The 22,379-nt window shown below is 40.1% G+C and carries 22 protein-coding genes; 6 read left to right on the top strand and 16 right to left on the bottom strand.

Translation table 11 applies throughout. The features are described from left to right. Positions 1 to 127: 127 nt before the first annotated feature. Positions 128 to 1,600: a PAS domain S-box protein gene (locus V5M37_RS11000; protein WP_423802602.1), complete on the bottom strand. Its 1,473-nt coding sequence runs from the start codon at positions 1,598 to 1,600 to the stop codon at positions 128 to 130. A gap of 349 nt (positions 1,601 to 1,949) precedes the next feature. Between V5M37_RS11000 and V5M37_RS10995 the strand changes: the two genes are divergently transcribed. Then, positions 1,950 to 2,567 (top strand): YitT family protein, encoded by a 618-nt coding sequence (locus tag V5M37_RS10995; RefSeq protein WP_213140525.1) that lies wholly within the window; start codon positions 1,950 to 1,952, stop codon positions 2,565 to 2,567. 48 nt (positions 2,568 to 2,615) lie between these two features. Here the strand turns inward: V5M37_RS10995 and V5M37_RS10990 are convergent, their stop codons facing one another. Genes V5M37_RS10990 through V5M37_RS10965 form a run of 6 tightly spaced genes read right to left on the bottom strand, consistent with a single transcriptional unit; the run spans position 2,616 to position 7,006 of the window. Further along, positions 2,616 to 3,170 carry a hypothetical protein gene (locus V5M37_RS10990; RefSeq protein WP_423801955.1) on the bottom strand — a complete coding sequence of 185 codons (555 nt, stop codon included), beginning with the start codon at positions 3,168 to 3,170 and terminating at the stop codon, positions 2,616 to 2,618. A gap of 32 nt (positions 3,171 to 3,202) precedes the next feature. Continuing rightward, entirely contained in the window at positions 3,203 to 3,802 is a 600-nt protein-coding gene (gene cysC / locus V5M37_RS10985; protein WP_423801954.1) for an adenylyl-sulfate kinase, read from the bottom strand. Then, entirely contained in the window at positions 3,789 to 4,958 is a 1,170-nt protein-coding gene (gene sat / locus V5M37_RS10980) for a sulfate adenylyltransferase (RefSeq protein WP_423801953.1), read from the bottom strand. The genes cysC and sat overlap by 14 nt, the downstream gene beginning before the upstream one ends. A 29-nt stretch (positions 4,959 to 4,987) precedes the next feature. Further along, positions 4,988 to 5,701: a phosphoadenylyl-sulfate reductase gene (locus tag V5M37_RS10975; protein WP_423801952.1), complete on the bottom strand. Its 714-nt coding sequence runs from the start codon at positions 5,699 to 5,701 to the stop codon at positions 4,988 to 4,990. Between the two features lie 19 nt (positions 5,702 to 5,720). Next, positions 5,721 to 6,254 (bottom strand): histidine phosphatase family protein, encoded by a 534-nt coding sequence (locus V5M37_RS10970; RefSeq protein ID WP_423801951.1) that lies wholly within the window; start codon positions 6,252 to 6,254, stop codon positions 5,721 to 5,723. Continuing rightward, positions 6,239 to 7,006 carry a phosphosulfolactate synthase gene (locus V5M37_RS10965; RefSeq protein WP_423801950.1) on the bottom strand — a complete coding sequence of 256 codons (768 nt, stop codon included), beginning with the start codon at positions 7,004 to 7,006 and terminating at the stop codon, positions 6,239 to 6,241. The genes V5M37_RS10970 and V5M37_RS10965 overlap by 16 nt, the downstream gene beginning before the upstream one ends. Positions 7,007 to 7,193: 187 nt before the next feature. On the opposite strand from V5M37_RS10965, the gene V5M37_RS10960 reads away from it, so the two are divergent. The 3 genes from V5M37_RS10960 to V5M37_RS10950 all read left to right on the top strand — a co-directional run bounded on the left by V5M37_RS10960 (position 7,194) and on the right by V5M37_RS10950 (position 9,605). After that, entirely contained in the window at positions 7,194 to 8,420 is a 1,227-nt protein-coding gene (locus V5M37_RS10960) for an MFS transporter (RefSeq protein WP_423802601.1), read from the top strand. A 14-nt stretch (positions 8,421 to 8,434) separates the two neighbouring features. Then, positions 8,435 to 8,719 carry a hypothetical protein gene (locus V5M37_RS10955; protein WP_423801949.1) on the top strand — a complete coding sequence of 95 codons (285 nt, stop codon included), beginning with the start codon at positions 8,435 to 8,437 and terminating at the stop codon, positions 8,717 to 8,719. A gap of 121 nt (positions 8,720 to 8,840) precedes the next feature. After that, positions 8,841 to 9,605, top strand: a complete 765-nt coding sequence (locus V5M37_RS10950; protein ID WP_423801948.1) for a sulfite exporter TauE/SafE family protein — start codon at positions 8,841 to 8,843, stop codon at positions 9,603 to 9,605. 56 nt (positions 9,606 to 9,661) lie between these two features. On the opposite strand, the gene V5M37_RS10945 is transcribed toward V5M37_RS10950, so the two are convergent. From V5M37_RS10945 to V5M37_RS10930, 4 genes are read right to left on the bottom strand one after another with little or no spacing between them, the layout of a single operon-like run. After that, positions 9,662 to 10,765: a GerAB/ArcD/ProY family transporter gene (locus V5M37_RS10945; protein WP_423801947.1), complete on the bottom strand. Its 1,104-nt coding sequence runs from the start codon at positions 10,763 to 10,765 to the stop codon at positions 9,662 to 9,664. After that, entirely contained in the window at positions 10,762 to 10,980 is a 219-nt protein-coding gene (locus V5M37_RS10940) for a hypothetical protein (RefSeq protein WP_423801946.1), read from the bottom strand. Before V5M37_RS10940 ends, V5M37_RS10945 begins: the two co-directional genes overlap by 4 nt. Positions 10,981 to 10,983: 3 nt before the next feature. Further along, complete coding sequence (locus tag V5M37_RS10935; RefSeq protein WP_423801945.1) at positions 10,984 to 12,138, bottom strand: Ger(x)C family spore germination protein; 1,155 nt, start codon at positions 12,136 to 12,138, stop codon at positions 10,984 to 10,986. Then, positions 12,135 to 13,694 (bottom strand): spore germination protein, encoded by a 1,560-nt coding sequence (locus tag V5M37_RS10930; RefSeq protein WP_423801944.1) that lies wholly within the window; start codon positions 13,692 to 13,694, stop codon positions 12,135 to 12,137. Before V5M37_RS10930 ends, V5M37_RS10935 begins: the two co-directional genes overlap by 4 nt. Positions 13,695 to 13,858: 164 nt before the next feature. On the opposite strand from V5M37_RS10930, the gene V5M37_RS10925 reads away from it, so the two are divergent. Further along, on the top strand, positions 13,859 to 14,134 hold the full coding sequence (locus tag V5M37_RS10925; protein ID WP_213116087.1) for a YqhV family protein: 276 nt from the start codon (positions 13,859 to 13,861) through the stop codon (positions 14,132 to 14,134). Between the two features lie 113 nt (positions 14,135 to 14,247). On the opposite strand, the gene odhB is transcribed toward V5M37_RS10925, so the two are convergent. Both odhB and V5M37_RS10915 read right to left on the bottom strand, forming a co-directional pair. Then, complete coding sequence (gene odhB, locus V5M37_RS10920) at positions 14,248 to 15,492, bottom strand: 2-oxoglutarate dehydrogenase complex dihydrolipoyllysine-residue succinyltransferase (protein ID WP_423801943.1); 1,245 nt, start codon at positions 15,490 to 15,492, stop codon at positions 14,248 to 14,250. A gap of 51 nt (positions 15,493 to 15,543) precedes the next feature. Beyond that, positions 15,544 to 18,432 carry a 2-oxoglutarate dehydrogenase E1 component gene (locus tag V5M37_RS10915; protein WP_423801942.1) on the bottom strand — a complete coding sequence of 963 codons (2,889 nt, stop codon included), beginning with the start codon at positions 18,430 to 18,432 and terminating at the stop codon, positions 15,544 to 15,546. Between the two features lie 168 nt (positions 18,433 to 18,600). On the opposite strand from V5M37_RS10915, the gene V5M37_RS10910 reads away from it, so the two are divergent. After that, entirely contained in the window at positions 18,601 to 19,485 is an 885-nt protein-coding gene (locus V5M37_RS10910) for a LysR family transcriptional regulator (protein ID WP_423801941.1), read from the top strand. Between the two features lie 167 nt (positions 19,486 to 19,652). Here the strand turns inward: V5M37_RS10910 and V5M37_RS10905 are convergent, their stop codons facing one another. The 3 genes from V5M37_RS10905 to V5M37_RS10895 form a co-directional block, all read right to left on the bottom strand. After that, entirely contained in the window at positions 19,653 to 19,976 is a 324-nt protein-coding gene (locus V5M37_RS10905; protein WP_423801940.1) for a hypothetical protein, read from the bottom strand. Between the two features lie 104 nt (positions 19,977 to 20,080). Then, positions 20,081 to 21,106 (bottom strand): patatin-like phospholipase family protein, encoded by a 1,026-nt coding sequence (locus V5M37_RS10900; RefSeq protein ID WP_423801939.1) that lies wholly within the window; start codon positions 21,104 to 21,106, stop codon positions 20,081 to 20,083. A 157-nt stretch (positions 21,107 to 21,263) separates the two neighbouring features. Continuing rightward, entirely contained in the window at positions 21,264 to 22,316 is a 1,053-nt protein-coding gene (locus V5M37_RS10895) for a ketopantoate reductase family protein (protein WP_423801938.1), read from the bottom strand. Between the last annotated feature and the right edge of the window lie 63 nt (positions 22,317 to 22,379).

Here is a 22,379-nt window from a genome sequence, read left to right as displayed (position 1 = left end):
TGCAGGAGGTCAATAAATCAAATGATTAGCACTCTATCACATTGAGTGCTAACAACTATTTAAATATCATAAAATCCACATATCGTCAATAAAAAAAACGGACGGTCTTTCCTCCGTCCGCTACCATTCACTGTATTGGCAGTAATATCTCCATCGTAGTTCCATTTTCATCACTTGAGATATTTATTGTGCCATTGTGATTTTCAATAATTTGCATGCTAATCATCAATCCTAATCCATTTCCATTATCCTTGGTTGTAAAAAATGGCTGGCCGATTCGTTCGAGATGCTCTTTCGGGATCCCGCATCCTTGGTCAATAAACCGGATTTTTATTTGGTTGGAATCTGTACATTGAACCTCTATGATGATTTCTCCACCCTTAGGCATGGCCTCAACAGAATTTTTGAGGAAATTAATAAACATTTGCTTAAGCTGGTTTTCATCGCAATAAACTTCAGGGATTTCAGTCAGGTAAAGTATATGAATCCCTATATTTCTCATAATTGCCTGTGTATCAGCAAGCGTTTTAACATGTTCTAAAATGGTCGGCAAATCACGTTTCTCAAATTTCATAGACTGCGGTTTCGCTAGCAGCAATAATTCACTGAGAATCAGTTCAATACGGTTCACTTCAGAATTGATAATATCCAAATATCCAGAATTAAATTCACGGCCTGTATCCATTAGTTTAATAAAGCCTTTTATAGCTGTTAATGGATTTCTTATTTCATGGGCGATTCCAGCAGCAAGCTGCCCTGCTACTGTTAACTTTTCAGACTGGAGAAGCAATTTTTGCGTTCTTTTCTTCTCCATTATGTCCCGAATGATAATATGACGTGCAGGTTCGTTTTGATAAATGGCCGGAATGGCTTTTACTTCGACTTCAATAATCGTGCCATCTAAACGGACAAGCTTTTCCACGATAAAATCAACAGCCTTGCCGTTTTCAACGTTCTTGGCCCGTTGTTTCACAATGTCAGAGTAAGGGCTGTCCAAAAAATCGTATACGCTTTTTCCAATCACTTCATTTTTAGCCTTCGCACCAATTAATTCCACGGCCGTATCGTTGGCAAATAGAATTTGCTCATCTTTAACAATCGCAACGGCATCAGGTGAATGCTCTACAATATCCCGATAGGTATTCTCCCGCTGCTGAATATCTTCCATAAGCTTTTTCCGCTTTTGTTTGAGTTCCGTAATATCCTTGGCTACTGCATAAACGCCCACAATTTCACCATCGATGACAATCGGATAATTTGTCATATTTAAATCAATTAATTTCCCACTTTTATGAACGATTTGACAATCGAAATTCTGCAATTTGCCATCAATTGCCTTGTAAAAAAATGAAATGGCTCGATCCAGGTGCTCCAATTTCATGACTTTCATATACGTTAATTTTGAAAATTCGTCCGAATTATATCCAAAAATGAGCGCACAAGCAGGGTTTAATGGAATGAAATAACCATCTAAATCCATCGCATAAATGGCATCAGAATCGCATGCGAACAAAGACTGATAGCTATTCAGGCTGCCATTTAAATGCTTTTCTAACAAGATCCGCTTTTCCTTTTTAATATCAGTTATAGAACTTTGCATCACGATCAAAAGTTCCTTTCATTATTTATAAAAAAGCCAAATTAGAAATAGTCAAATGATCCTACTTCCAATTTGGCTTGTCAAAGGTCTAGGTGTACTAGTTCATTTTCACTATTTCATATGATAATAGTCCATTAATCTTATTATAATATTAATCTTAATAATTTTGATTTTCAATCCTAATATTGCAATTTAAAACATTGGTAGATTGGGAAAACTTTGTTTTTTCACAAAATATTCCTACATATTCTTTTTTCTTCACTCATAAAATGGACAAGAAAGGCATGTCCAGGGAGGTAAAACAGTGAATGGTATGAAGAGTATTTTTAGAGATTATTTCTTTTAAATAATGAAAAAAACAGTATTAATTTACCTATGTTTGCTTTTTGGTGCAACCTTGCAAGGATTGTCAATGTCCCTGTTTTTATTTCCCCATTCCATCCCTTCCGGCGGTGCGGCAGGACTGGCCATCTTAATGAATTATTGGTTTGGTTTATCGCTTGGCTTCTCCCTATGGCTGGCCAATATTGTCTTCTTACTTTTTGCGCTAAAATATTTTGGCTATACATGGACATTTCGAACCATTCTATCAGTCGCTACTACCTCTACAGTTGTTAGCGTCATTACAACCCAAATACCACATCATCACGTTCATATGGTGTTTGATATGGTTTGCGGCAGCATCTTTTTTGGCATCGGCGTTGGCCTTTTAATTCGTGCAGGGGCATCAAGCGGCGGGATGGTCATTCCTGCGCTAATGATTGCTACCTATAAAAATTGGAGTCCAGGAAAAGTGATGATGGGCATCAATATGATGATATTTTTATTAACCGGGTTGGTGATTGATTATAAAATTGTCGTGTACGCCATTGTTTGTCAATTCTTTTCAACCAATATTATTGATTTTATTTATGAATTAAGATTTAATCGATTACTTTTCCTTTCTGCCAACTGGCGAAGACGATAAAGAGGCTGTCTTGAATTGACAGCCTCTTTTTCATCAATTTCGTTAAATCTAAAAATACCTCGATAAAAATACAAATACTCGCTTACTTAGACCCATCCAGATTAAACTGTAGATCAAAGAGAATAGGAAAATTGTTATGGAAGTTTTAAAATTAAATATAGATGAAACTGCTGGTCCTAAAACAGGAAACTCTAAAACGTAAAGCAAAAACATAATTCCAATTGAGAGACCAAATCCGCCGGCCAAGATGATAGAAATCCAACTTTTCCACAGCTTGAATGCGATTCCCAAGGAAAGTCCTAATAATCCTGTTGTAAAAGGAAATACAAACAACTCACTGGGCTGGATAATAGCCAATAGGAAAATGGTAATAACATAAGACAGGAACCCAATCCTCAAAGACAACTTGGAAGCAAGAACAATAGGCAGTGTAGTTAACATACTGAAGGCATAGCCAATTCCCGTAAAAAATCCCGCGGCCTGCAGGATGGCTGCGATTCCAGCTAGGAGAGATCCTAGTACTAATTTCGTTGTACTGGAGTAATTTTGAGTTGAAATGGATTGGAGATTTTGTCCTGACATATTATTTATTCTCTTTTTCACGGTACCCCCCCAAATAGGTAAAGGAAGACCTGTTAAAGGATCTTCCTTTCCTTTAAATAATTTAAAATTTCTTTTACCGATTCCTCAATCGACATTCGACCTGTTTCAATAATGATTTCCGGATTATCAGGAATTTCGTATGGGGAGGAGATTCCTGTAAATTCGGGGATTTCTCCAATTCTCGCCTTCCTGTACAACCCTTTAGGGTCCCGGTCTTCACAGATTTGAATCGGGCAATTCAAGAAAATTTCAATGAACTCCCCGTTTTCAAACATATTACGAACCTGCGCCCGGTCCTCAAGAAAAGGGGAAATAAAGGCAGAAGAAACGATTTGACCACTGTCCACGAATAGTTTTGCCACTTCCCCAATTCGCCGGATATTCTCTTTCCTGTCACTAACACCAAAACTTAAATCTTTATTCAAACCATGACGAATATTATCCCCATCCAATACATAACTTCTAAAGCCTTCTTTAAAAAGTGCCTGGTCTACAGCATTTGCCAGCGTAGATTTTCCTGAACCTGATAAGCCAGTAAACCAAAGTACGCAGCTTTTATGTCCATTCTTCTGATGCCGGTCTGTTTTTGTGATCGTTGATTGATGCCAGGTAAGATGATTACTTTTCCCCATTTCCTACACCTTCTAGTTTGTAGACTTCCCTCATCCCCTCGATAAGGATTTCAACGACTTCTGGGCGGCTGAATTCCTTTGGCGGCTGCTCGCCATTTTTGAGCATCCCCCTGACTTTAGTGCCAGATAAGATGACATGGTATTGCCTGTCATGCGGGCAGGTTTTTGCAGAAGCCATGTTCTCGCATTTTTTACAATAAAAGCTATGTTCAAAAAACAGCGGCTTGATCCCAAGCTCCTCTTCGGAAAAATGTGAAAATATTTTTTGGGCATCATAAGTACCATAGTAGTTTCCTACCCCAGCATGGTCTCTTCCGACAATAAAATGGGTGCAGCCAAAATTTTTCCGGACAAGAGCATGAAAAATCGCTTCCCGCGGTCCGGCGTAACGCATCGCTGCCGGGAAAACGGACAGGAACACTCGGTTTTTTGGATAATAATTTTCAAGTAAGGCTTGATAGCTTTTCATTCTGATTTCGCCCGGGATATCATCTGCTTTTGTCTCGCCGACAAGAGGATTAAGGAACAGCCCGTCAACCGTTTCCAGTGCCGACTTTTGAATGTATTCATGAGCCCGGTGTACCGGATTACGCGTTTGGAACCCAACAACTGTTTTCCAGCCTAAGTGCTGGAACATTTCCCTTGTTTGTAAGGGGTCTAAATAAAAATCCTCAAACTGGCCTTTTTCGGGTCTTTTTATAAGTGTGATAGGTCCCGCCAGATAAACAGCGGGACGTCCAAAAAGTTTCTTTACACCGGGATGGGCAAGTTCCGTTGTCTTGAATACTTTTTCAGCCTCTATCCGTTTATCTGGTGAAAACTTTTCGGTTACCTCCATGACACCATAAACCTTGTCATTATGAATGAGGTTAATGGTCTCACCGATTGTTAATTTGGCCGCTTTGGTCTGATCGACTGCCAGAGTAATCGGCAGTGACCACGGCAGTCCCGAAACAAGCCTCATTTCGTGTACAACCGATTCATAGTCGGCTTTTCCCATGAAGCCTTCAATTGGACTGTAAGCACCGTTAGCGATTAACTCCAAATCGCTTAATTCCAATTTATCGAGTTCAACATAATTGAGAGAATAGTCCACTACATAATCTTGATTGATTCGATTGACTAATTTCCCGCCATGGGGAATACTCTTGTTCAACGGTTTTACCTCCCAAAATTTCTTTATCTCTAAGTTAAATGGAGTCCGCACTCCGTTTTTGATTGTCCTGCCCAGCGCCCCGCTCTCTGGTCACCAGAATCAGTAACCGGCTGGGTACACGGTGCGCAGCCGATACTTGGATAACCGTTATCATGTAATGGGTTATAAGGCAATTTGTTTAAGTCAATGTATGTCAATATATCATCCCAAGTCCAATGAATAAGCGGACAAATCTTGATATTTTGGAACTTTTCATCTTTATTGATGTACTGGGTTTTGCTCCTTATAGCCGATTGTTCCCTTCTGAGCCCCGAAATCCATGCCTTTACGCCCTGCAGCGCTTCCTTTAAAGGGGCAACCTTTCTTATCTGGCAGCACAAATTTGGATTATGACACCAAAGCTCTTCACCGTGCTCCTTTGCCTGTTCCAATAAAGTTAGCTTCGGTTCGATCATTGTGATGTTTAATGAAGGGTAGCGGTCTTTCACCTGATTTATTAATTCGTACGTTTCCGAGAAATGAAGGCCCGTATCAAGGAAAATGATTTTTGCCTGTTTGCTAACTTTATGAATTAAATCGATTAACACCATTCCTTCTGCTCCAAAGCTACAGGCGTAAACAATTTCCTCGCCATCATATTCCTGATATGCCCACTTTAAGATATCGAAATAGTCCCTGCTTTTCCCGCTAATTTCCGCTATTTCTTGTTCGTCCCAATTTTCATACGTAAGTTTCGAAGCCATTCCCACCCCTCCAAATTGATTATGAATCCATCGTTAACGTTACAAAGGAGTTATTTTCCAATAATACTTTGTTCATCTCATTGATATGACCATGCTTTGAAAAGGAAATCATCGCTCGAATCCAACAGCCGTGGCCAAATACTAACATGTTTTTATATTCCCGATATTTCTCCAAGAACATGGAAATACGTTTTTGAAGGTTATGAATGCTTTCACCTAACACGAGCTTGCTTGGGTTCTCTAACCAGGCATCTCCGAATACTTCAACTAGCATTGCCTTTGGCTGGCCTTCAAATGGACCAAAATCCAATTCATCCAATAAGCATTCGGTTTCCGGCTGAAATCCATAATGCTGCGCTGTTTGTCGCGTTCTTTTTAAACTGCTGGCCAAAACAACTTCAAATGGAGCAAGACCATTCAACATGCTTTTGTTTTCAGCAATACCTTTGCGAAATTCCTCGGTTAACGGAGATATTCCGACATCCCTTCTCCCTTGAAGCATATTGTTGTTATTCCATTCGGTAGGCAAATGGCGGATTAAGGTAATTTGCATTCCTGTGCCTCCAAGTAAAAGGTTTCACTTCTCAGACCGCAGCGCTGGGCCTCCAACATTAAAACATCCGAAAGCTTCACATTACCCAAATTTACATTCGGCCCAAGCTCCCTAATAAAATACATTTGATGCTTTGCTGATGGCGCCTCGAAAATAATCTTATTCGGATCCAAATCTCTGACTAATTCCTGAATCAGGTCAGACTTAACCGTACCGCATTTTTCATAAATGCCGGAAGTACCAGAATCACGCCCTTCTGTAATAACGTATTGACAGCCGGCCTCAAGCAATTGCTTGATTTCTGCTCTCCATTCTGAAATGGGCATCTCTTTCTCGGTATCCTTGGAGCCAACCTCGGCAATCACGTTAAAATTATTTTTTAGTAAATAAATCAATTCCAGCCTCTGGTCAAGGGGGATATCCAAGGTCCCATTTGAAACTTCAACCCATTCAATCCCGAGTTCACATAAATAAGAAAGGTATTCCGGGATTTTGTTTTGGTAATAACATTTTTCAAATAATGTGCCGCCGCAATAAGGCTTGATACCGTATTCCTTATACAGGTCCACCTTCTTCTTTATATTGGGGGTGACATACGCAGAACCAATTCCAATTTTGGCAATGTCAATGATATGGCTGTAATCCGCCAATATATTCCTTAATTCTCCCATAGGAGTTCCGAAATCGGCGACAGAGGTTAACCCATAAGTTCGGCTGCCGGAAGTCCGTTCAGGAAGTGTTAAAAAATCCATAGGCATTACGCCTCCTCTTTTTTTCTAGGATAGATTATTCAAAAACTAGGTGAATGTGTAGATATTGGGCCTATTCATTAGAAATTAGGCATTCGCCTTGTATAAACTTATGTCCCTCGTCAAACAATAAAAGAGCTTATTTAAACGATAGGGGTGCACTCCATTGCCAAAACAAAAACACAAAGGCATGACGATTTTTGCAATTGGTTCAATCCCGATGATTTTAGTCTTAGGAAACTCAATGTTAATTCCAATCCTCCCGAAAATGAAATCAGAGTTAGATATTTCACAATTTCAGGTAAGTTTGGTTATTTCGGTGTTTTCTATTGCAGCAGCAATTTCGATTCCGGTATTAGGGTATTTTTCCGATCGTTTTTCAAGGAAAGCGGTCATCATCCCTTCCCTCATTTTATATGGTATCGGCGGGCTTTTAGCAGGTGCTTCAGCAGCATGGTTTGGCAGCTCCTATACTTGGATTCTTGCCGGCAGGGTCATGCAAGGAATAGGCGCAGCGGGAACAGCACCAATTGCCATGGCGTTAACAGGAGATTTATTTAAGGGCGGAGAACAAAGTAAGGTATTAGGGTTAGTAGAAGCATCAAACGGTTTTGGCAAAGTGATTAGTCCAATCATCGGCTCGTTATTGGCCCTCATTTTCTGGTACGCCGCCTTCTTTGCCTTTCCGATTTTCTGTTTCTTATCCGTGTTATTAACCATCTTTTTTATCAAGGAAAAGAAAACAAAAAAAGAGCCGCCGCCAGTTGGAAAATATGTAAAAGGTCTGGTTTCTGTATTTAAAACTGAAGGACGCTGGCTATTTGCCGCTTACTTGACAGGAGCGGTATGCTTATTTACTTTGTTTGGCATTTTATTTTACATTTCAGATATTCTTGAAAAGGACTATCAAATTGATGGAATATTAAAGGGGGCCATCTTGGCCATCCCACTTTTATTTATGACCACAACCTCTTATATCACTGGAAGTAAAATCGGCAAGAAAATGAAGCTGATGAAAGCACTGATTATTATTGGACTTCTCTTGATGACCGGCTCATTTGCATCGTTAATTTTCTTTAAAAAGCTGGTTCCGTTTTTTTCTGTACTTGTTATAAGCAGTATCGGAACAGGGCTTGTGCTGCCTTGCATTAACAGCTTTATTACCGGCTCAGTTCCGGCAGACAGGAGAGGATTCGTCACCTCCTTATATGGCTCCGTCCGTTTCTTAGGCGTTGCCATTGGGCCGCCCATCTTTAGTAAATTAATGGATTGGTCTCGGTCCGGAATGTTTTTAACGACGGCCGGTTTAACACTCATTTGCGCTTTACTATGTATGGTTCTGATTCATGTGGCGAAAAAAGAGTCTTCGAAGGAAAAGGAAAATGATACGCTATTTGAAAAATTGCAGTTTACGTAAGGGAGCTGGAAACAGTGCAAATATATTTTTCACCTGAAGTCATTACTCCTCATTTTCAGGTCCTAAATGTTGTCGATTCCACCAATAAAGCAGTCGGCAATGTTGCCTTCTTGTTTGATGAGAAAAAACTGTTCGTATATGGAATTTTGGAAGAGGAGGGGGCCGGACTCGACTTTAAGGATCTTGTTACCCCTTATATCAAAGGGATGACAAAAGCAAAACCAGGGCTGGATATCTTCTCTTGTTTATATGTTGGCTGTAAAAAAATCAAATTGAATGAAGAAGAAGAAGAAAAATAAAAAAATTCCCAATGAGGACTTATGTCCTCTTTTTTATTTGAAGAAATGGGCTGACAAGGCGTATAACTACTTCATATTTTATTGATGAAATATAGATTAGAGAAATTGGAGTGTATGCCTAATGAGTGTCGGCATCATTATCATGGGGCTTTTCATTGGCTTTATGGTCGGATTAACCGGGGTTGGGGGTGCTGCCTTGTTAACACCAATCCTCATTTTATTGGGAATCAGCCCTTCGATTGCAGTTGGTACAGACTTGTTTTATAACTCCATTACAAAACTATTCGGTTCAATCCAGCATTGGCGGCAAAAAACCATCAATCTAAAACTCGTAAAGTACCTCGCCATCGGCAGCATTCCCAGCGCCCTTTTCGCAGTTGGTCTGCTTCATTTATTTGATTCCTTCTTCCATAACCAGGAGCAAATTATCAAGCATGCCCTTGGATATGTACTTATTTTAGTAGCAGCAGCCACCCTGTTTAAAACATTTATGAAGAAGAAATTAGAGTGGAACCCTATGCAGCTAAAACCTCTAGAGGAGAAAAGGGTCTTAACCATCACAATTGGAGCGGTATTAGGCTTTATTGTCGGGTTAACCTCGATTGGATCCGGTTCATTATTTGCCATAGCGATGCTTTACTTGTACAGGATGGGTTCGTCCGAACTGGTTGGAACAGATATAGCCCATGCATTTTTGTTAGTTACCGCAGCAGGTTTTATGCACGCCGGAATCGGCAATGTCGATTATTTATTAACACTGAATCTGTTATTAGGCTCCATCCCTGGGGTTCTAATTGGAAGTACATTATCTTCAAAGTTTCCTGCAAAACCACTAAGAACGATCATGGCTATAATGATTTTATTCAGTGGGATCAAATTAATCTAACAACAAGTTGTATCCCATAAAGGAAACACGGTATTTATTCCGTGTTTCCTTTCTCTTCAAGACGTATTTGCTGGGTTATTTTCCTTCTTTTTAAGAACCGTTCTTTTTAAAAAAAGAAATAAAATAACAATGCATCCTTCCAAAAAGATTCCAAGTGAATTCCACGCATAAAACGAAAAATGGATATGTTCCATACTGTTTTTAAACAATAGAATCGATAAATATCCGAGTGTAAACGCAATCGGCAGAAGAAATTTATTTGTATTGGATTTATAGAAATAACTAAAACAAAAATTAATCACATACATTAAAAATGATACTTTGCAGAAGAAAACCGGAATCCATACTGACACAATGACTAAATCCAGCCGGTCAAGAAAATCAGTTAAGTTGATTTGCTGGACAAGTACATAGGTTGGATAGGCTGCCTCCCGGACAATTTTTGTTCCTAAAACTGAGATGTTTAAAATAAGAACAATAAAAAACAGAAACACACCCAAAGCCGTACCGGATATTACTGCTTTTCTAGCTGCTTTTAACGGGTTCACATTTGCGATAATCAGAATGAAAAAAAACAGTTCCCCTATCCAGGAGAAGGATATAAAAACAGATTTCGTTAATGCTTTAACTGAGCGCAGTCCAGGGAGCGGCTGTAAATTTCCCGCATCCAGTTCGTTTAGCAAAAGAAATGGAAGAAAAAGGACCACAATGATGAAAATAAAAAAATGGATGGCATTAATTCTTGCAATGACCTCTATTCCAGCCATGCTGATATAAATGATGACCAAGGTCGATAGAACCATTAACATATTAATAGGGGTGTTTGGCAAAAGTACGGATGCCACAAAATCAACAAGCGCCCGTAAATCACGAACAAAAACAAATAGAGCTAAAAAGAAAAATAAAATGATGATCCCTTTTTCCAATAGGCTCCCTTTCTTCCCGATGGCAAAGAGATGTTCAAATCGTTCCGCCTTCCCTTTCTTTCCAAAAATCAGATAAATGATCAATATACAAAATGGAAATGAAAGAATCGGGACAAGCCACGCGTTCTGCCGTCCCGTATGAACGATAATTTGCGGCAGGCTGATTACTGCTGCACTCATAATAAAGTTTGCGATTAGAAAGATTAACTGAAGATTGGAGATTTTTTCCCTCATATGTTCACAACCATTCTTGACAGCCTTCCAAATGAATCATTTAAAAATATGGTAACACTATTTAATGAAAGATGCAGACCCGTCAAAACAGTGCATCCGACAGTTAAAATAATGAACAGGAACACCCATTTACGCTCTTTTTTATCAATAATTTTCGCCTTAAAAATAATCACAACATAAATGGCAACAGATAACCAAACAATCGCTATATCCATATGTTAGTTCCTTTCCACATTCCCGGTATTCGTCGTTCTTTGAATATCGGCGTCCACCTTAACCGTTACCTTTAAAGAGGGAAGCATCGATTTCCAATTCTGCTTCCACTCATGCTCCCATTTTTGATGATGACGTTTAAATAAAAACCATCCGAATCCATAAATATCTATACCTTGTGTATGAGCACGTTTCAATATTGAATGGATATCATTCTTTATTTTCTCTTCCATATTATCAATAATTTTGTTATAGGTTGCTGGGTCTTCGATACGTAAATTTGCTTCATTTTCCACCAGATGCCCTGTTATCCTGACGGAAACGGTAAATTCAGGCTTCCCATTCACTATTTTTAAGTTTGGTCGGACACTATTTTCGTTAATATGAACTGTCATTTCCTTATTTTTCGAAACGGAAAAAGAATAGCTTTTCTTTTTCATCCGTTCGAGCAGCCATAAGATGCCGTGGGATTCCCTTTTACTTGTAAAGAAGGAAAGCTTGTCAGCCTTAAACACAGCAAAGCTGTCCATTAGTACCTCTTTTCCATCGCTTTCCTTTTTTAATGTCCCAGTTGGTTCCACCATCGGAATGATCAACGACTTTCCTTGCCGGTCTAAATTTTGCAGGACATCCATCACGGTCAAGTTCGCACCTGCTTTGGCCATTTCCCGCATCGCTTCAGCGGACGATAGTTCCATTCGCGGCTGGGCTTTTAACATTTTAACAGCCTCTCCTTTTGAAACAATTAGAAAAGTTGATAATCTTGACTGAGGCTGGGTAAAAACAGCATTAAGAATTTCCCTTATTCCTTCTTTTGCCTGATCCTCACCAATTACCAAGACCCTGCGGTGAGCAAAATAAAGCTCTCTTGATAATCTTGCCTGGATGTCCTCAACACCTTCCCTGATGTTTCGACCAGTCCCGGTTGCGATAAGAAAAGGCCCTTCACCGCTAGTCCCGCCGCCTCCCCCGCTCGAACCTGTTCCGCCTAAAGAGCTTGGCAAAGGTACCTGCACAGTAAAACGGTATTGCTGCTTCGGACCCTTATCAACTCCCGTTGCCACAACAAATGCCAAATCGTTTATTTCCGTTCGATCCCAACAGCCCGTTAATGGTATGAGAAGGAACAGGATCAATAATAAAATCCGGGCCTTCTTCATGAGGGACTCCCTTCTTCGCCAGCCTTTGGAGGGCTAGGCATTAAATGATCAGCTTGTCTGATATTATCCTCTTTTACTAACTGATTTGGTCTCTCGTTCATTGCCCACCATGGGACCCTGATTAAGGTATCCTTTAGAGCTTTAAATGACATTGGGGCGATAGGCCAAAAATATGGAATCCCAAACGATCGTAATTTGCATAAATGTGTCAAAATAATCAGGAATCCCAATACTACACCAAACAGTCCAAACATACCGCCTAGAATCATCAGTGGAAAGCGGAGCATCCGTACGGAAATCGACATATTGTACCTTGGAATTGTGAATGATGCGATGCCGGTAAGCGCAATCATAATAACCGTTGGTGCAGAAACTATACCGGCTTCTACCGCCGCCTGTCCAATAACCAGAGCACCAAGAATCCCTACTGCCTGTCCGACAATTTGCGGAAGTCGTATTCCCGCTTCCCGCAATGCTTCAAACGCCAATTCCATAATCAGTGCTTCTACAAACATAGGAAACGGTATAGCTTCCCTGCTTGCGGCAATCGATAAAAGAAGCGAAGTGGGAATCATCTCCTGATGAAAGGTGGTTACAGCGACATATATACCCGGTAGTGTGATGGCAATAAACACGAAGGAAATTCTAAGCAGCCTTAAAAAAATAAAAATATGAAACCGATCGTAATAATCTTCACTTGACTGAAAAAACTGCCAAAAGGTTGCCGGCAAAATTAATACAAAAGGTGTCCCGTCAACGATGATGGCAATTCTGCCCTCGAGGAGGTTAGCAGCCACTGTATCAGGTCTCTCGGTGTTTTGGATTTGGGGAAACATGCTCCAGGCGCTGTCCTCAATGAACTCTTCAATATAGCCGCTTTCTAATATCCCATCAATTTTTATTCGCTCAACCCTTGAGAGGACTTCTTCCACCAATTCCGGGGGCGCTAAACCTTCCACATACAAAATGGCTAAGTTCGTTTGGGTTTCTTCTCCGACGTCTTTTGAAAGAATTTTTAATCGATTGGAGCGGATCTTATGGCGGACCAGAGCCGTGTTTACCCTTAATATTTCGGTAAACCCTTCACGCGGTCCACGGACGGCGGATTCGGTAGTGGGCTCTGAAACCCCTCTTCGTACTCCCCCTTTAGCATCGAAAATAATCGCCTTCGTCAGCCCATCAACCAATAGTACGGTATTGGCTTTCAATACGTTGCTAACGACTTCATCCAATTTGATTGTTTCTGATACAGAACTGATCGAAATAACTCTTTCTGTCAAAAACTCTGCTGTAATCCGGTTTACTTCATTTTCTTCGATTAGTTGTTTTAACCCATGAAGTTCAATGGATTTCGTATCTACAAAGCCATCTACAAACAGCAAACAGGCATGGACGTTGCCAGCAATCAACGGACGGAAGACAACATCAGTACAATCCTGAAACAGTTCTTTTAAGATCTCAATGTTGACCTGTAAGTCAGCCTGAATTTCCTTATGAGTCTCATCACTTGATAGTGATTTTTCTTTAGAGGATTTCAATTTTTTTAATTTCTTCATTGGAGTCCTCCGTGTCGAGAATTTTGGCCGTGGATATTTCAAAACCATTTTTAATATTACCCAGTAGTTGTAAATTATCCCTTTTGGTATTTTTAAAAACTTGTCCTTGTATACGGATTGCCTTCATATAATGAGAATGACTAACTGTTTTCAGGGGGTTACATATGTTTATTTTTATTGAAAAAGCAGTTTTGGCCATGGCTATGCTGAGGGTCTTGTCTGGCAGTATCGAAATATTTGCTGCTGTGCTGATGATAAAATTTAATTCAATTGAAAAAGCACTTATCGTAAATAGTTCACTTGCACTGGTCGGGCCAGTGATCCTCATATTGACAACCACCATCGGCGTTCTTGGAATGGCAGGTGGAGAATTATCGATTGTAAAAATATTGTGGATCTTTCTTGGGGTAAGCTGTATTTTAATTGGGGTGAAATGGTGACTAAAAAGGGAGATTACTGGCTGCTCTGCCGCTCCTTGATAAGTAAAGAATAACCTACTCACGTTTAAGAGTAGGTTATCCTGCTAATATTCCATCAGATTTCTCAGTAACTTTTATCCTTCTAATAAAAGAGAGTGAGGATCTTCCAATAATTCTTTTACTGCTGCCAGGAAGCTGACAGCTTCTTTACCGTCGACAATTCGATGATCGTATGAAAGAGCAATATACATCATTGGACGGTTTTCCATTCTTTCTTCATCGATCGCTACTGGCCTTGTTTGGATTTTATGCATGCCGAGAATACCCACTTGCGGGCTATTCAAAATCGGTGTGGACATTAATGAACCAAACACTCCGCCGTTTGTAATCGTAAATGTTCCGCCTTGCAAATCATTTAAAGTAAGGGCGTTATCACGAGCTTTTTTACCAAGAGTGCTGATTTCTTGCTCGATTTCGGCAAAGTTTTTCTGGTTGGCATTACGGACAACAGGTACAACCAAACCCTCTGGGGCGGCTACTGCAATTCCAATATCATAAAACTTTTTAAGAATCAATTCATCGCCTTGAATTTCAGCATTTAACAGTGGGAATTGCTTTAAGGCTGAAACCACGGCTTTTGTAAAGAACGACATAAACCCTAGTCGAACACCATGTTTTGCAAGGAATGCATCCTTCCGCTTATTGCGTAAATCCATAATTGCGGACATATCCACTTCATTAAAAGTAGTTAACATTGCTGCTGTATGCTGGACCTCCACTAAGCGCTTAGCAATTGTTTGACGGCGGCGAGACATTTTTACACGTTCTACTGGTTTATCAAACTCAACATCTATTTGTTGTGCTGGTGCCGGTTTTGGGCTTGCCTTTTCCACTTTTGGTGCTTCCGGTACTGCCGGTGCTTGCGTATGTGCTTTTACATCATCCGGACGAATTCTGCCAAGCGGGTCACTGCTGTTTACTTGGTGTAAATCGATTCCCAACTCTCTTGCCAATTTTCTTGCCGCTGGTGAAGCAATCGGACGGGCAGCTATAGATAGTTCCGGCTCAGGCTGGCTGATTGGTTGATTGTTTGTTTCTTGTGCCGGCTTTTCCGGTGCTGCTGTCGGAGCAGCACCCTCAGCTGCATTCTCTTCGATAATGGCAATTACATCGCCTACTCCTACTGTATCGCCAGGCTCTTTTAATAGCTTTGTGATAACCCCTGAGTCTTCGGCATTTAATTCAATATTTACTTTATCCGTTTCTAATTCTACGATACTATTCCCCTTGCTGACTTTGTCTCCAATATTAATAAGCCATTGTGAAATGGTTCCTTCTGTAATGGATTCCGCAAGCTCTGGTACTTTGATTTCAATCATGTGTCAAATCCTCCTGAGTATTTTGTTAAGTCTATTATCACAATTTCATATTTAGCGTGTGACGAACTTTTCCTCTTGTTTCTGTGTATCTACTAGACTCTCAGAATTTAATGCCTGATGGACAATGCGTTCTTGTTCCGCTTTATGAACGAGTGGATCTCCGCCTGCCGTGCTTGAACGGTACTGACGTCCAATGTAGCCGACTGACAGTCTGCCAGATGCAAGTTCAAAAAGGGTTGGGGCAATATAATGCCACGCTCCCATATTCTTCGGTTCTTCCTGTACCCAAACGATTTCATTCAAGTTTGGATAACGCTTGATGATGGCTTCTATTTTTTCGTGTGGGAATGGATACAACTGCTCAATACGTACGATGTGTATCTCATCCAAGTTACGATTTTCTTTACTTGAGTTGATTTCAACTGCCAAATCGATGGCCATCTTACCCGTTGTTAATACTAATCGTTTTACTTTATCTATCGCTTTTCCGAGCTGCGGCTGTTCGATCACCGTTTGGAAACTGCCTTCGCTAAGAGCGGAAGCTTGAGAAGCGACCTGCGGGTGACGAAGCAGACTCTTTGGTGTCATTATCACTAATGGTCGAACAAATTCTGTTCCTAAAGTGGCTGCCTGACGGCGTAAAATATGAAAATATTGGGCCGCACTTGTCAGGTTGGCAATAGTCCAGTTGTTTTCCGCTGCCAATTGTAAGAAGCGTTCCAAACGAGCGCTGGAATGCTCAGGGCCTTGGCCTTCATAACCGTGCGGCAGAAGCAGAGTAAGCCCTGATTTTTGCCCCCATTTTGCTCTTGCCGATGAAACAAATTGATCAAATAGGGGTTGTGCCGTGTTGGCAAAGTCGCCATACTGCGCTTCCCACATGACAAGCGTCTCAGGTGCAAATACGTTATAGCCATATTCATAACCTACTACTGCCGCTTCCGATAGCGGGCTATTATGAACCGCAAACGAAGCGTTTGCCTGCGGAAGTTGGTGCAGTGGTGAATATGTTTGGTTTGTTTCTTCGTCATGAAGAACAATGTGCCGCTGCGCATACGTTCCACGCTCAGAATCTTGACCAGTTAGACGAATCGGAGTGCCTTCATGTAACATCGTCGCGAAAGCCAGCACTTCTGCTACTGCCCATTCCACTTTTCCGTTCACTTCCAAAGCTGTTTCACGGCGCTCAAGAATCTTCTTTAATTTTGGATAAATATGAAAACCTTCAGGCCAATTTAGCAAGTCACGATTTATTTCTTGAAGAGTGCCAAGCGGTACTTTTGTTTCCAGCGGTGGAATTCCTTTCGCTATAACACCCGGAACCGCTGCTTCTGTCGGTGCTTCACCATGCTTATTCTCTGATGCTTTGTCATACTCAGTCTGCAATAGTTCCTGCACGCTAAGATCGATTTGTTCAACTTCCTGTTGATTTAGTGTTCCGTTGTTTAACAGTTGAGTAGAATACAATGCTCTTACAGTTGAATGCTTGGCGATTTTTTTGTACACCTGTGGCTGAGTGACCGCAGGATCGTCCATTTCATTGTGGCCAAATCGGCGGTAACCGACTAAATCAATCACAAAATCCTTTTGGAAACGAACACGATATTGATAAGCGAGGCGAACAGCTGCCAGACATGCTTCAGGATCATCTGCATTCACATGGACAATCGGAATCTCAAATCCTTTTGCTAAGTCACTGGAATATCGAGTTGAACGAGAGTCGTGGCTATCTGTCGTAAAACCGACCATGTTATTCGCAATAATATGGATGGTTCCTCCTGTTCGGTATCCTTTTAATCCACCTAAATTCAAAGTTTCGGCTACAATTCCCTGGCCCGGAAAGGCTGCATCGCCATGGACCAAAATCGCAAACGCTCTTTTAACATCCTGCTCCGGATAACCCGGTTTCTTTCGTTCCTCTTGGGCAGCCCTGGCAAAACCTTCAACTACCGGATTGACAAATTCAAGATGGCTTGGATTATTCGCCAAGGTAATACGAGTGCGAACGGAACCAGTGCCTTCAACGAATCGATTGCGTCCTAAATGGTATTTCACATCCCCTGTCCAGCCCTCGCTAATGTCGACTAAATCTGCTGACGGACCTTGTTGTTTGGCGTGGGAGTGCTGAAATTCAGAGAAAATCTTGCTGTATGGTTTTTTTAACACATGTGCGAGAACACTTAAACGTCCGCGATGCGCCATCCCAATTGCGACGTTGTGGACTCCTTCTTCAACACCTTCACGCACTGCTTCATCAAGCATTGGGACAAGCATGTCTACACCTTCAATGGAAAATCTTTTTTGACCAACAAAGGTTTTGTGTAAAAATTGTTCAAATCCCTCAACTTCTGTCAAACTCTTTAACAGGTTTGTTCGTTCTTCTTTAGATAAGGAGCGTTGTAAGGAACCCGTCTCCACCATCTCAGTCAGCCAAATTCGTTCCTCCGAATCACTAACATGCGTAAACTCGTATGCAAGGGATGATGTATAGCGCTCCATTAAACGGTTCATGGCATCAAATGCGGTTTCAACATCTTCCGGTGCCTCTTCCCAAACCAATTTAGCTGGTATCGCTTTCAAATCCTGTTCACTTATTCCATGTTTTACAGGATTGAACAACTCTTGACCCTTTCGATTCTCCTCCAAAGGATTTATGTTTGCTGCCAAGTGGCCATTTGTACGAATGTTTTCAAGCAGTTTAGCCGCTTTCATTACTTTCTCTATACTTGCTGAAGGAAGAGCAGGTACATTTTCAACGGTTTCTTTTATTTGAATTGTTTCATAGGACAATGGTGAGCCCCATTTAATGAAAAGCTCTTTTAATTCTTGATCAACGGATTCTTCTCCGTTCGTGAACCGTTCATATTGTTCAATCACGTATCCAAGGTTCGGACCAATAAATTTTTTCCATGGATTTGGTTGGTTGTCCTTTACTCCCATTTACAATACCCCCATGATTCAGTTCTGATGTTTTATATTTAAATAGATAAATAGTAATAATTATCAATTGCCTATGGATAAGGATAATGTAATAATTGAAATAAATAAAATGCTAAAAAATTATATTTTATTATAAAAATTATTTATATCAGATAGATAGGTGGAACAATGGATTATCGTGATTGGGAAATATTGAAGGTGCTATATAATCAAAAAAATCTAACGAAAACAGCTCGTCTACTATTTCTGACTCAACCTGCATTAACGAGCCGATTAAAACATATGCAGGAAGAGCTGGGTGTTAAAATCGTAACTCGTGAAAGCCGGGGTGTACATTTTACCCCGCAGGGAGAATATCTGGTCCATTGTGCTGAGGAGGCACTAGCCCATTTTCAAAAAGTAAAAGAAAATGTCCAAAATATGAGTAATAACGAAAAGAATGAAGTGGCAGGTACATTGAAATTGGGGGTATCCAATTATTTCGCGAATAATGAACTTCCATATATTTTGAAATTATTCAAAAATCAATATCCCCATGTGGAATTCAAAGTGATCACAGGATGGAGCAGAGACGTAACTCAGCTCATACACAATAAGGATGTTCATATCGGTTTTGTTCGAGGGGACTATGGCTGGAGGGGGCTATCAATACATCAATTATTTGAGGAAACCATCTGTATCGCTTCCACGAAAAAGATTGATATAACGGATCTTCCACGTCTTCCAAGAATCGATTATCGAGGGGATTACCTCCTAAAATCAATAATTGATCATTGGTGGGCAGAAAATTATGCGGAAGCACCCTTTATTAGTATTGAAGTCGACCAAGTTGATACGTGTAGAGAAATGGTTATAAATGGGTTAGGATATGGTATTTTATCCAGCAGGGTACTTGACGGAATAGAAGACATTTACAAAATCCCATTAACAGATCAAGAAGGAAATCCTCTATTGCGAAGAACTTGGATGTACTATCATAAGGAATCACTGGAATGGAATGTTGTAAAAGCGTTCGTACATTTCATCGAAAATTTAGATTGGAAAAATCATTGATTATTAGATGGGCCAAATAAAAAGATTCAGACTAATTTGGTCTGAATCCTTTTATTTTATGGAGTTTGTTAAAACTGTCAGTGGCATATCCGTAAGCTCCGTAGCCATGTACCATTCCTATAAATAAAAAAACACTCAAACAGCTTGAGTGCCTAAATGGTGCTTGCTTATTTAAATTTTGTCCAATCATACATTTTTTGTCTTTGTTTTCTAAGCCGTTCTTTCTTTTTACTTTCAACTTGTTTTTCTTGGATAAAATTCATGATGAAACCACAATCTTCACAAATGTAGGTAAATAAATTTGATTGCTCAGGAATGTTTTTTAATGGGTGTTCCTCTTCAGATTCCAGTAAGAACTTTAAATCAGCATCAGCAGTCTCATTAATTTTATAATTCTCATGGTACCTTTCATATTTCACCGCAATATATCCTTTTCGAAAGTGGATACCATTGCAAACAAGGCACTCAATATCATTTGTTTTATTTTTCAATCTCAACACCTCCAATAGAAATTTTATGAAGATGCCTTATTATTCAAGACCACATAACCAACCCCTAACCCCAAAAAATGATTATCTAGAAAAATAGTAAATACTTATGGCCGATTTGCCGGCGGTTTATCCGCTCCATCATACCATTCGAAATATTTAATGGAGAATTCCTTCCCCGATTTCACAAGTGCTTCTTTTATTGCCCGATCAAGATCAAAATCAGTTGTCTTTACCCCTAATGTGTCGATGTATATGGTTCTTTGCCAATCATCACTATGCAGATGCTGATTTCCCTGGACCTCGAGGATTGTTTCAACCAAATTCCACATGTAGGAAAATAAATTCTCAATTTCATGGCGCGGCGGTTCGGATTGGTCCCGGAAAGCAGCAATTTCTCCGGCTGAATCCAAACGAAATCCAAGCGTTTCCTTATTAAAAACATAAGGATTTACGTTTTTCCCTATTTGATTCAAGTAATTGTTATGCTTCTCATAGTATTCCGGGACGTTATAGTATTGCTCAACATACTTCATACGGTCAAAGAGCTTAATCGGATAGTTATCTAAAACACCTCCGTCCACATAAACATCACCGCGGCTATTTGTTTTGGCTGTGAAAAACAGCGGGATTGACATCGAAATGCGGACTGCATCTGCGATACACATCCTTGGCGTGTGTTCAAAGGAAAATACTTCTCCAAAATGAGTGGATAAATTGGTGCCTACAAAATAAAGGTCACGAAATTGGTTTTTCTGCTTCAGGTTATTAACATCTTTAAAAGTGGCTTCACTATTATTTGTTTTTTCTTTAACAAGATTGGCAATCCAATTTCGAAAATAATCTCCCTTATACCAGCCATATTGATGAATCAATCGATTAGTATCTAAAACAAGCCCCCACGACTCATCCATGAAATTTCGAAAATTCATCTCGAGCAAGATTTTTTTTATTTCCGCTGTGGAAAAATTCAACCCTACAAGCAGGGCAATAATGGCACCCGCTGAAGTACCTCCCACCCTTTGAATATCCTTAAGGATCCCCTTTTCATTTAATACCTCCAAAGCCCCGACATATGCAATCCCCTTAACCCCTCCACCTTCAAATACTAGATTTTTAAAATGATACCCCATTATTCCCGCCCCCATTACAAAGTCATGATATTTTTAATTATAATTAGTTGGAATTGATTTTTTTGTAAAAAAATGTATATCAATAATTATAAAAAGTGGGATTATCAACAGGAGCAAAATCTATTACAAAAAAAATAGGTGAAGGCTATAGCCTCACCTAAACTCGAGATACAATTAACTTTGATTTCTCTATCAATTCTTCAAAACATCTAATATTTGCATCGAAATCTGGTACAGTATGAGACTCTTCGGCTGCCTTAACCAATTTTACAACCATATCATTAAAAGGTGTAGAAATTCCTGTACCCTCAGCAAGCCTTGGTATAACCCCATTAATAAAGTCGATTTCTGTTTTGCGTTTCTTTTCCAAGTCCTGCAGCATGCTTGCTTTTAACATTCTAGAAGCTTTTAATATGAAACGAAATGTTTCGACGTGTTCAGGAATATCCTTTTCACTTTGGATTCGTAGTGTCTCGTAATCAAAGTTCCTCTTACGGTCAAATTTTATGCCATTAGCTTGTCCCACCCGGATCGTTTCATCTGCGATATGTACCGCACTTAAAATCGCAATCTCATGATCTAGAATTTCCCCATAGGTTGCATTCAATGCCGCAGACATGCCACTAAACGCATTGTTGATGAGTAGCTTTGACCACTTCGTTCCAATTAAGTTATTGGAAATGTGTGTCCCGCCAACAAGTTCTAAAATAGATTTGATACGTTGAATTCTTTCTGTTATTTCACCATTAAATTCCCCTATTTGAAACGCAAAATTCTTAAACTTGCTAAATTCTGTTGTTAGCATGGATACACCTGGTTCCATATATGTAGCACCAAATTCAACAGCCCCAGCAACAACACGGTCCCGCCCGACAATGAAAGCCACCTTCTCTTCAGGGATACCGTTTTGCAATGAGCATACGACACTATGGCTCCCTAAAAATGGCAGTAATTCTTGAAGAACTGAATCGTTGTATAACTGCTTTGTTAATAGCAAAACTAAGTCGTATGTTCCTGACATGTTGCCAGGAGTAATAGCTTTCACCTTAGCCTGATACTCTATTGTGCCGATAATTTTTGCTCCGGAATGATTCAAGGCATCAACATGTTCCTGGTTAACATCAATCAATTCCACGTCTTTTCCACCGGCAGAAATGAAAGCACCGATAATAGTACCTAGCGAACCTGCGCCTAAAACGGCAATTCGCATGTGAAAAACCTCCCTATTAATCTGTTAAAAATGAAATGATTGATCTTTTTCTTTTATCACAAT

The organism is Neobacillus sp. SAB-20_R2A, assembly GCF_049568635.1.
In the GTDB taxonomy this organism is placed as follows: domain Bacteria; phylum Bacillota; class Bacilli; order Bacillales; family Cytobacillaceae; genus Neobacillus; species Neobacillus citreus.
The sequence above is the reverse complement of the archived record's forward strand: the minus strand, read 5'-3'. Positions and strand labels throughout refer to the sequence as shown.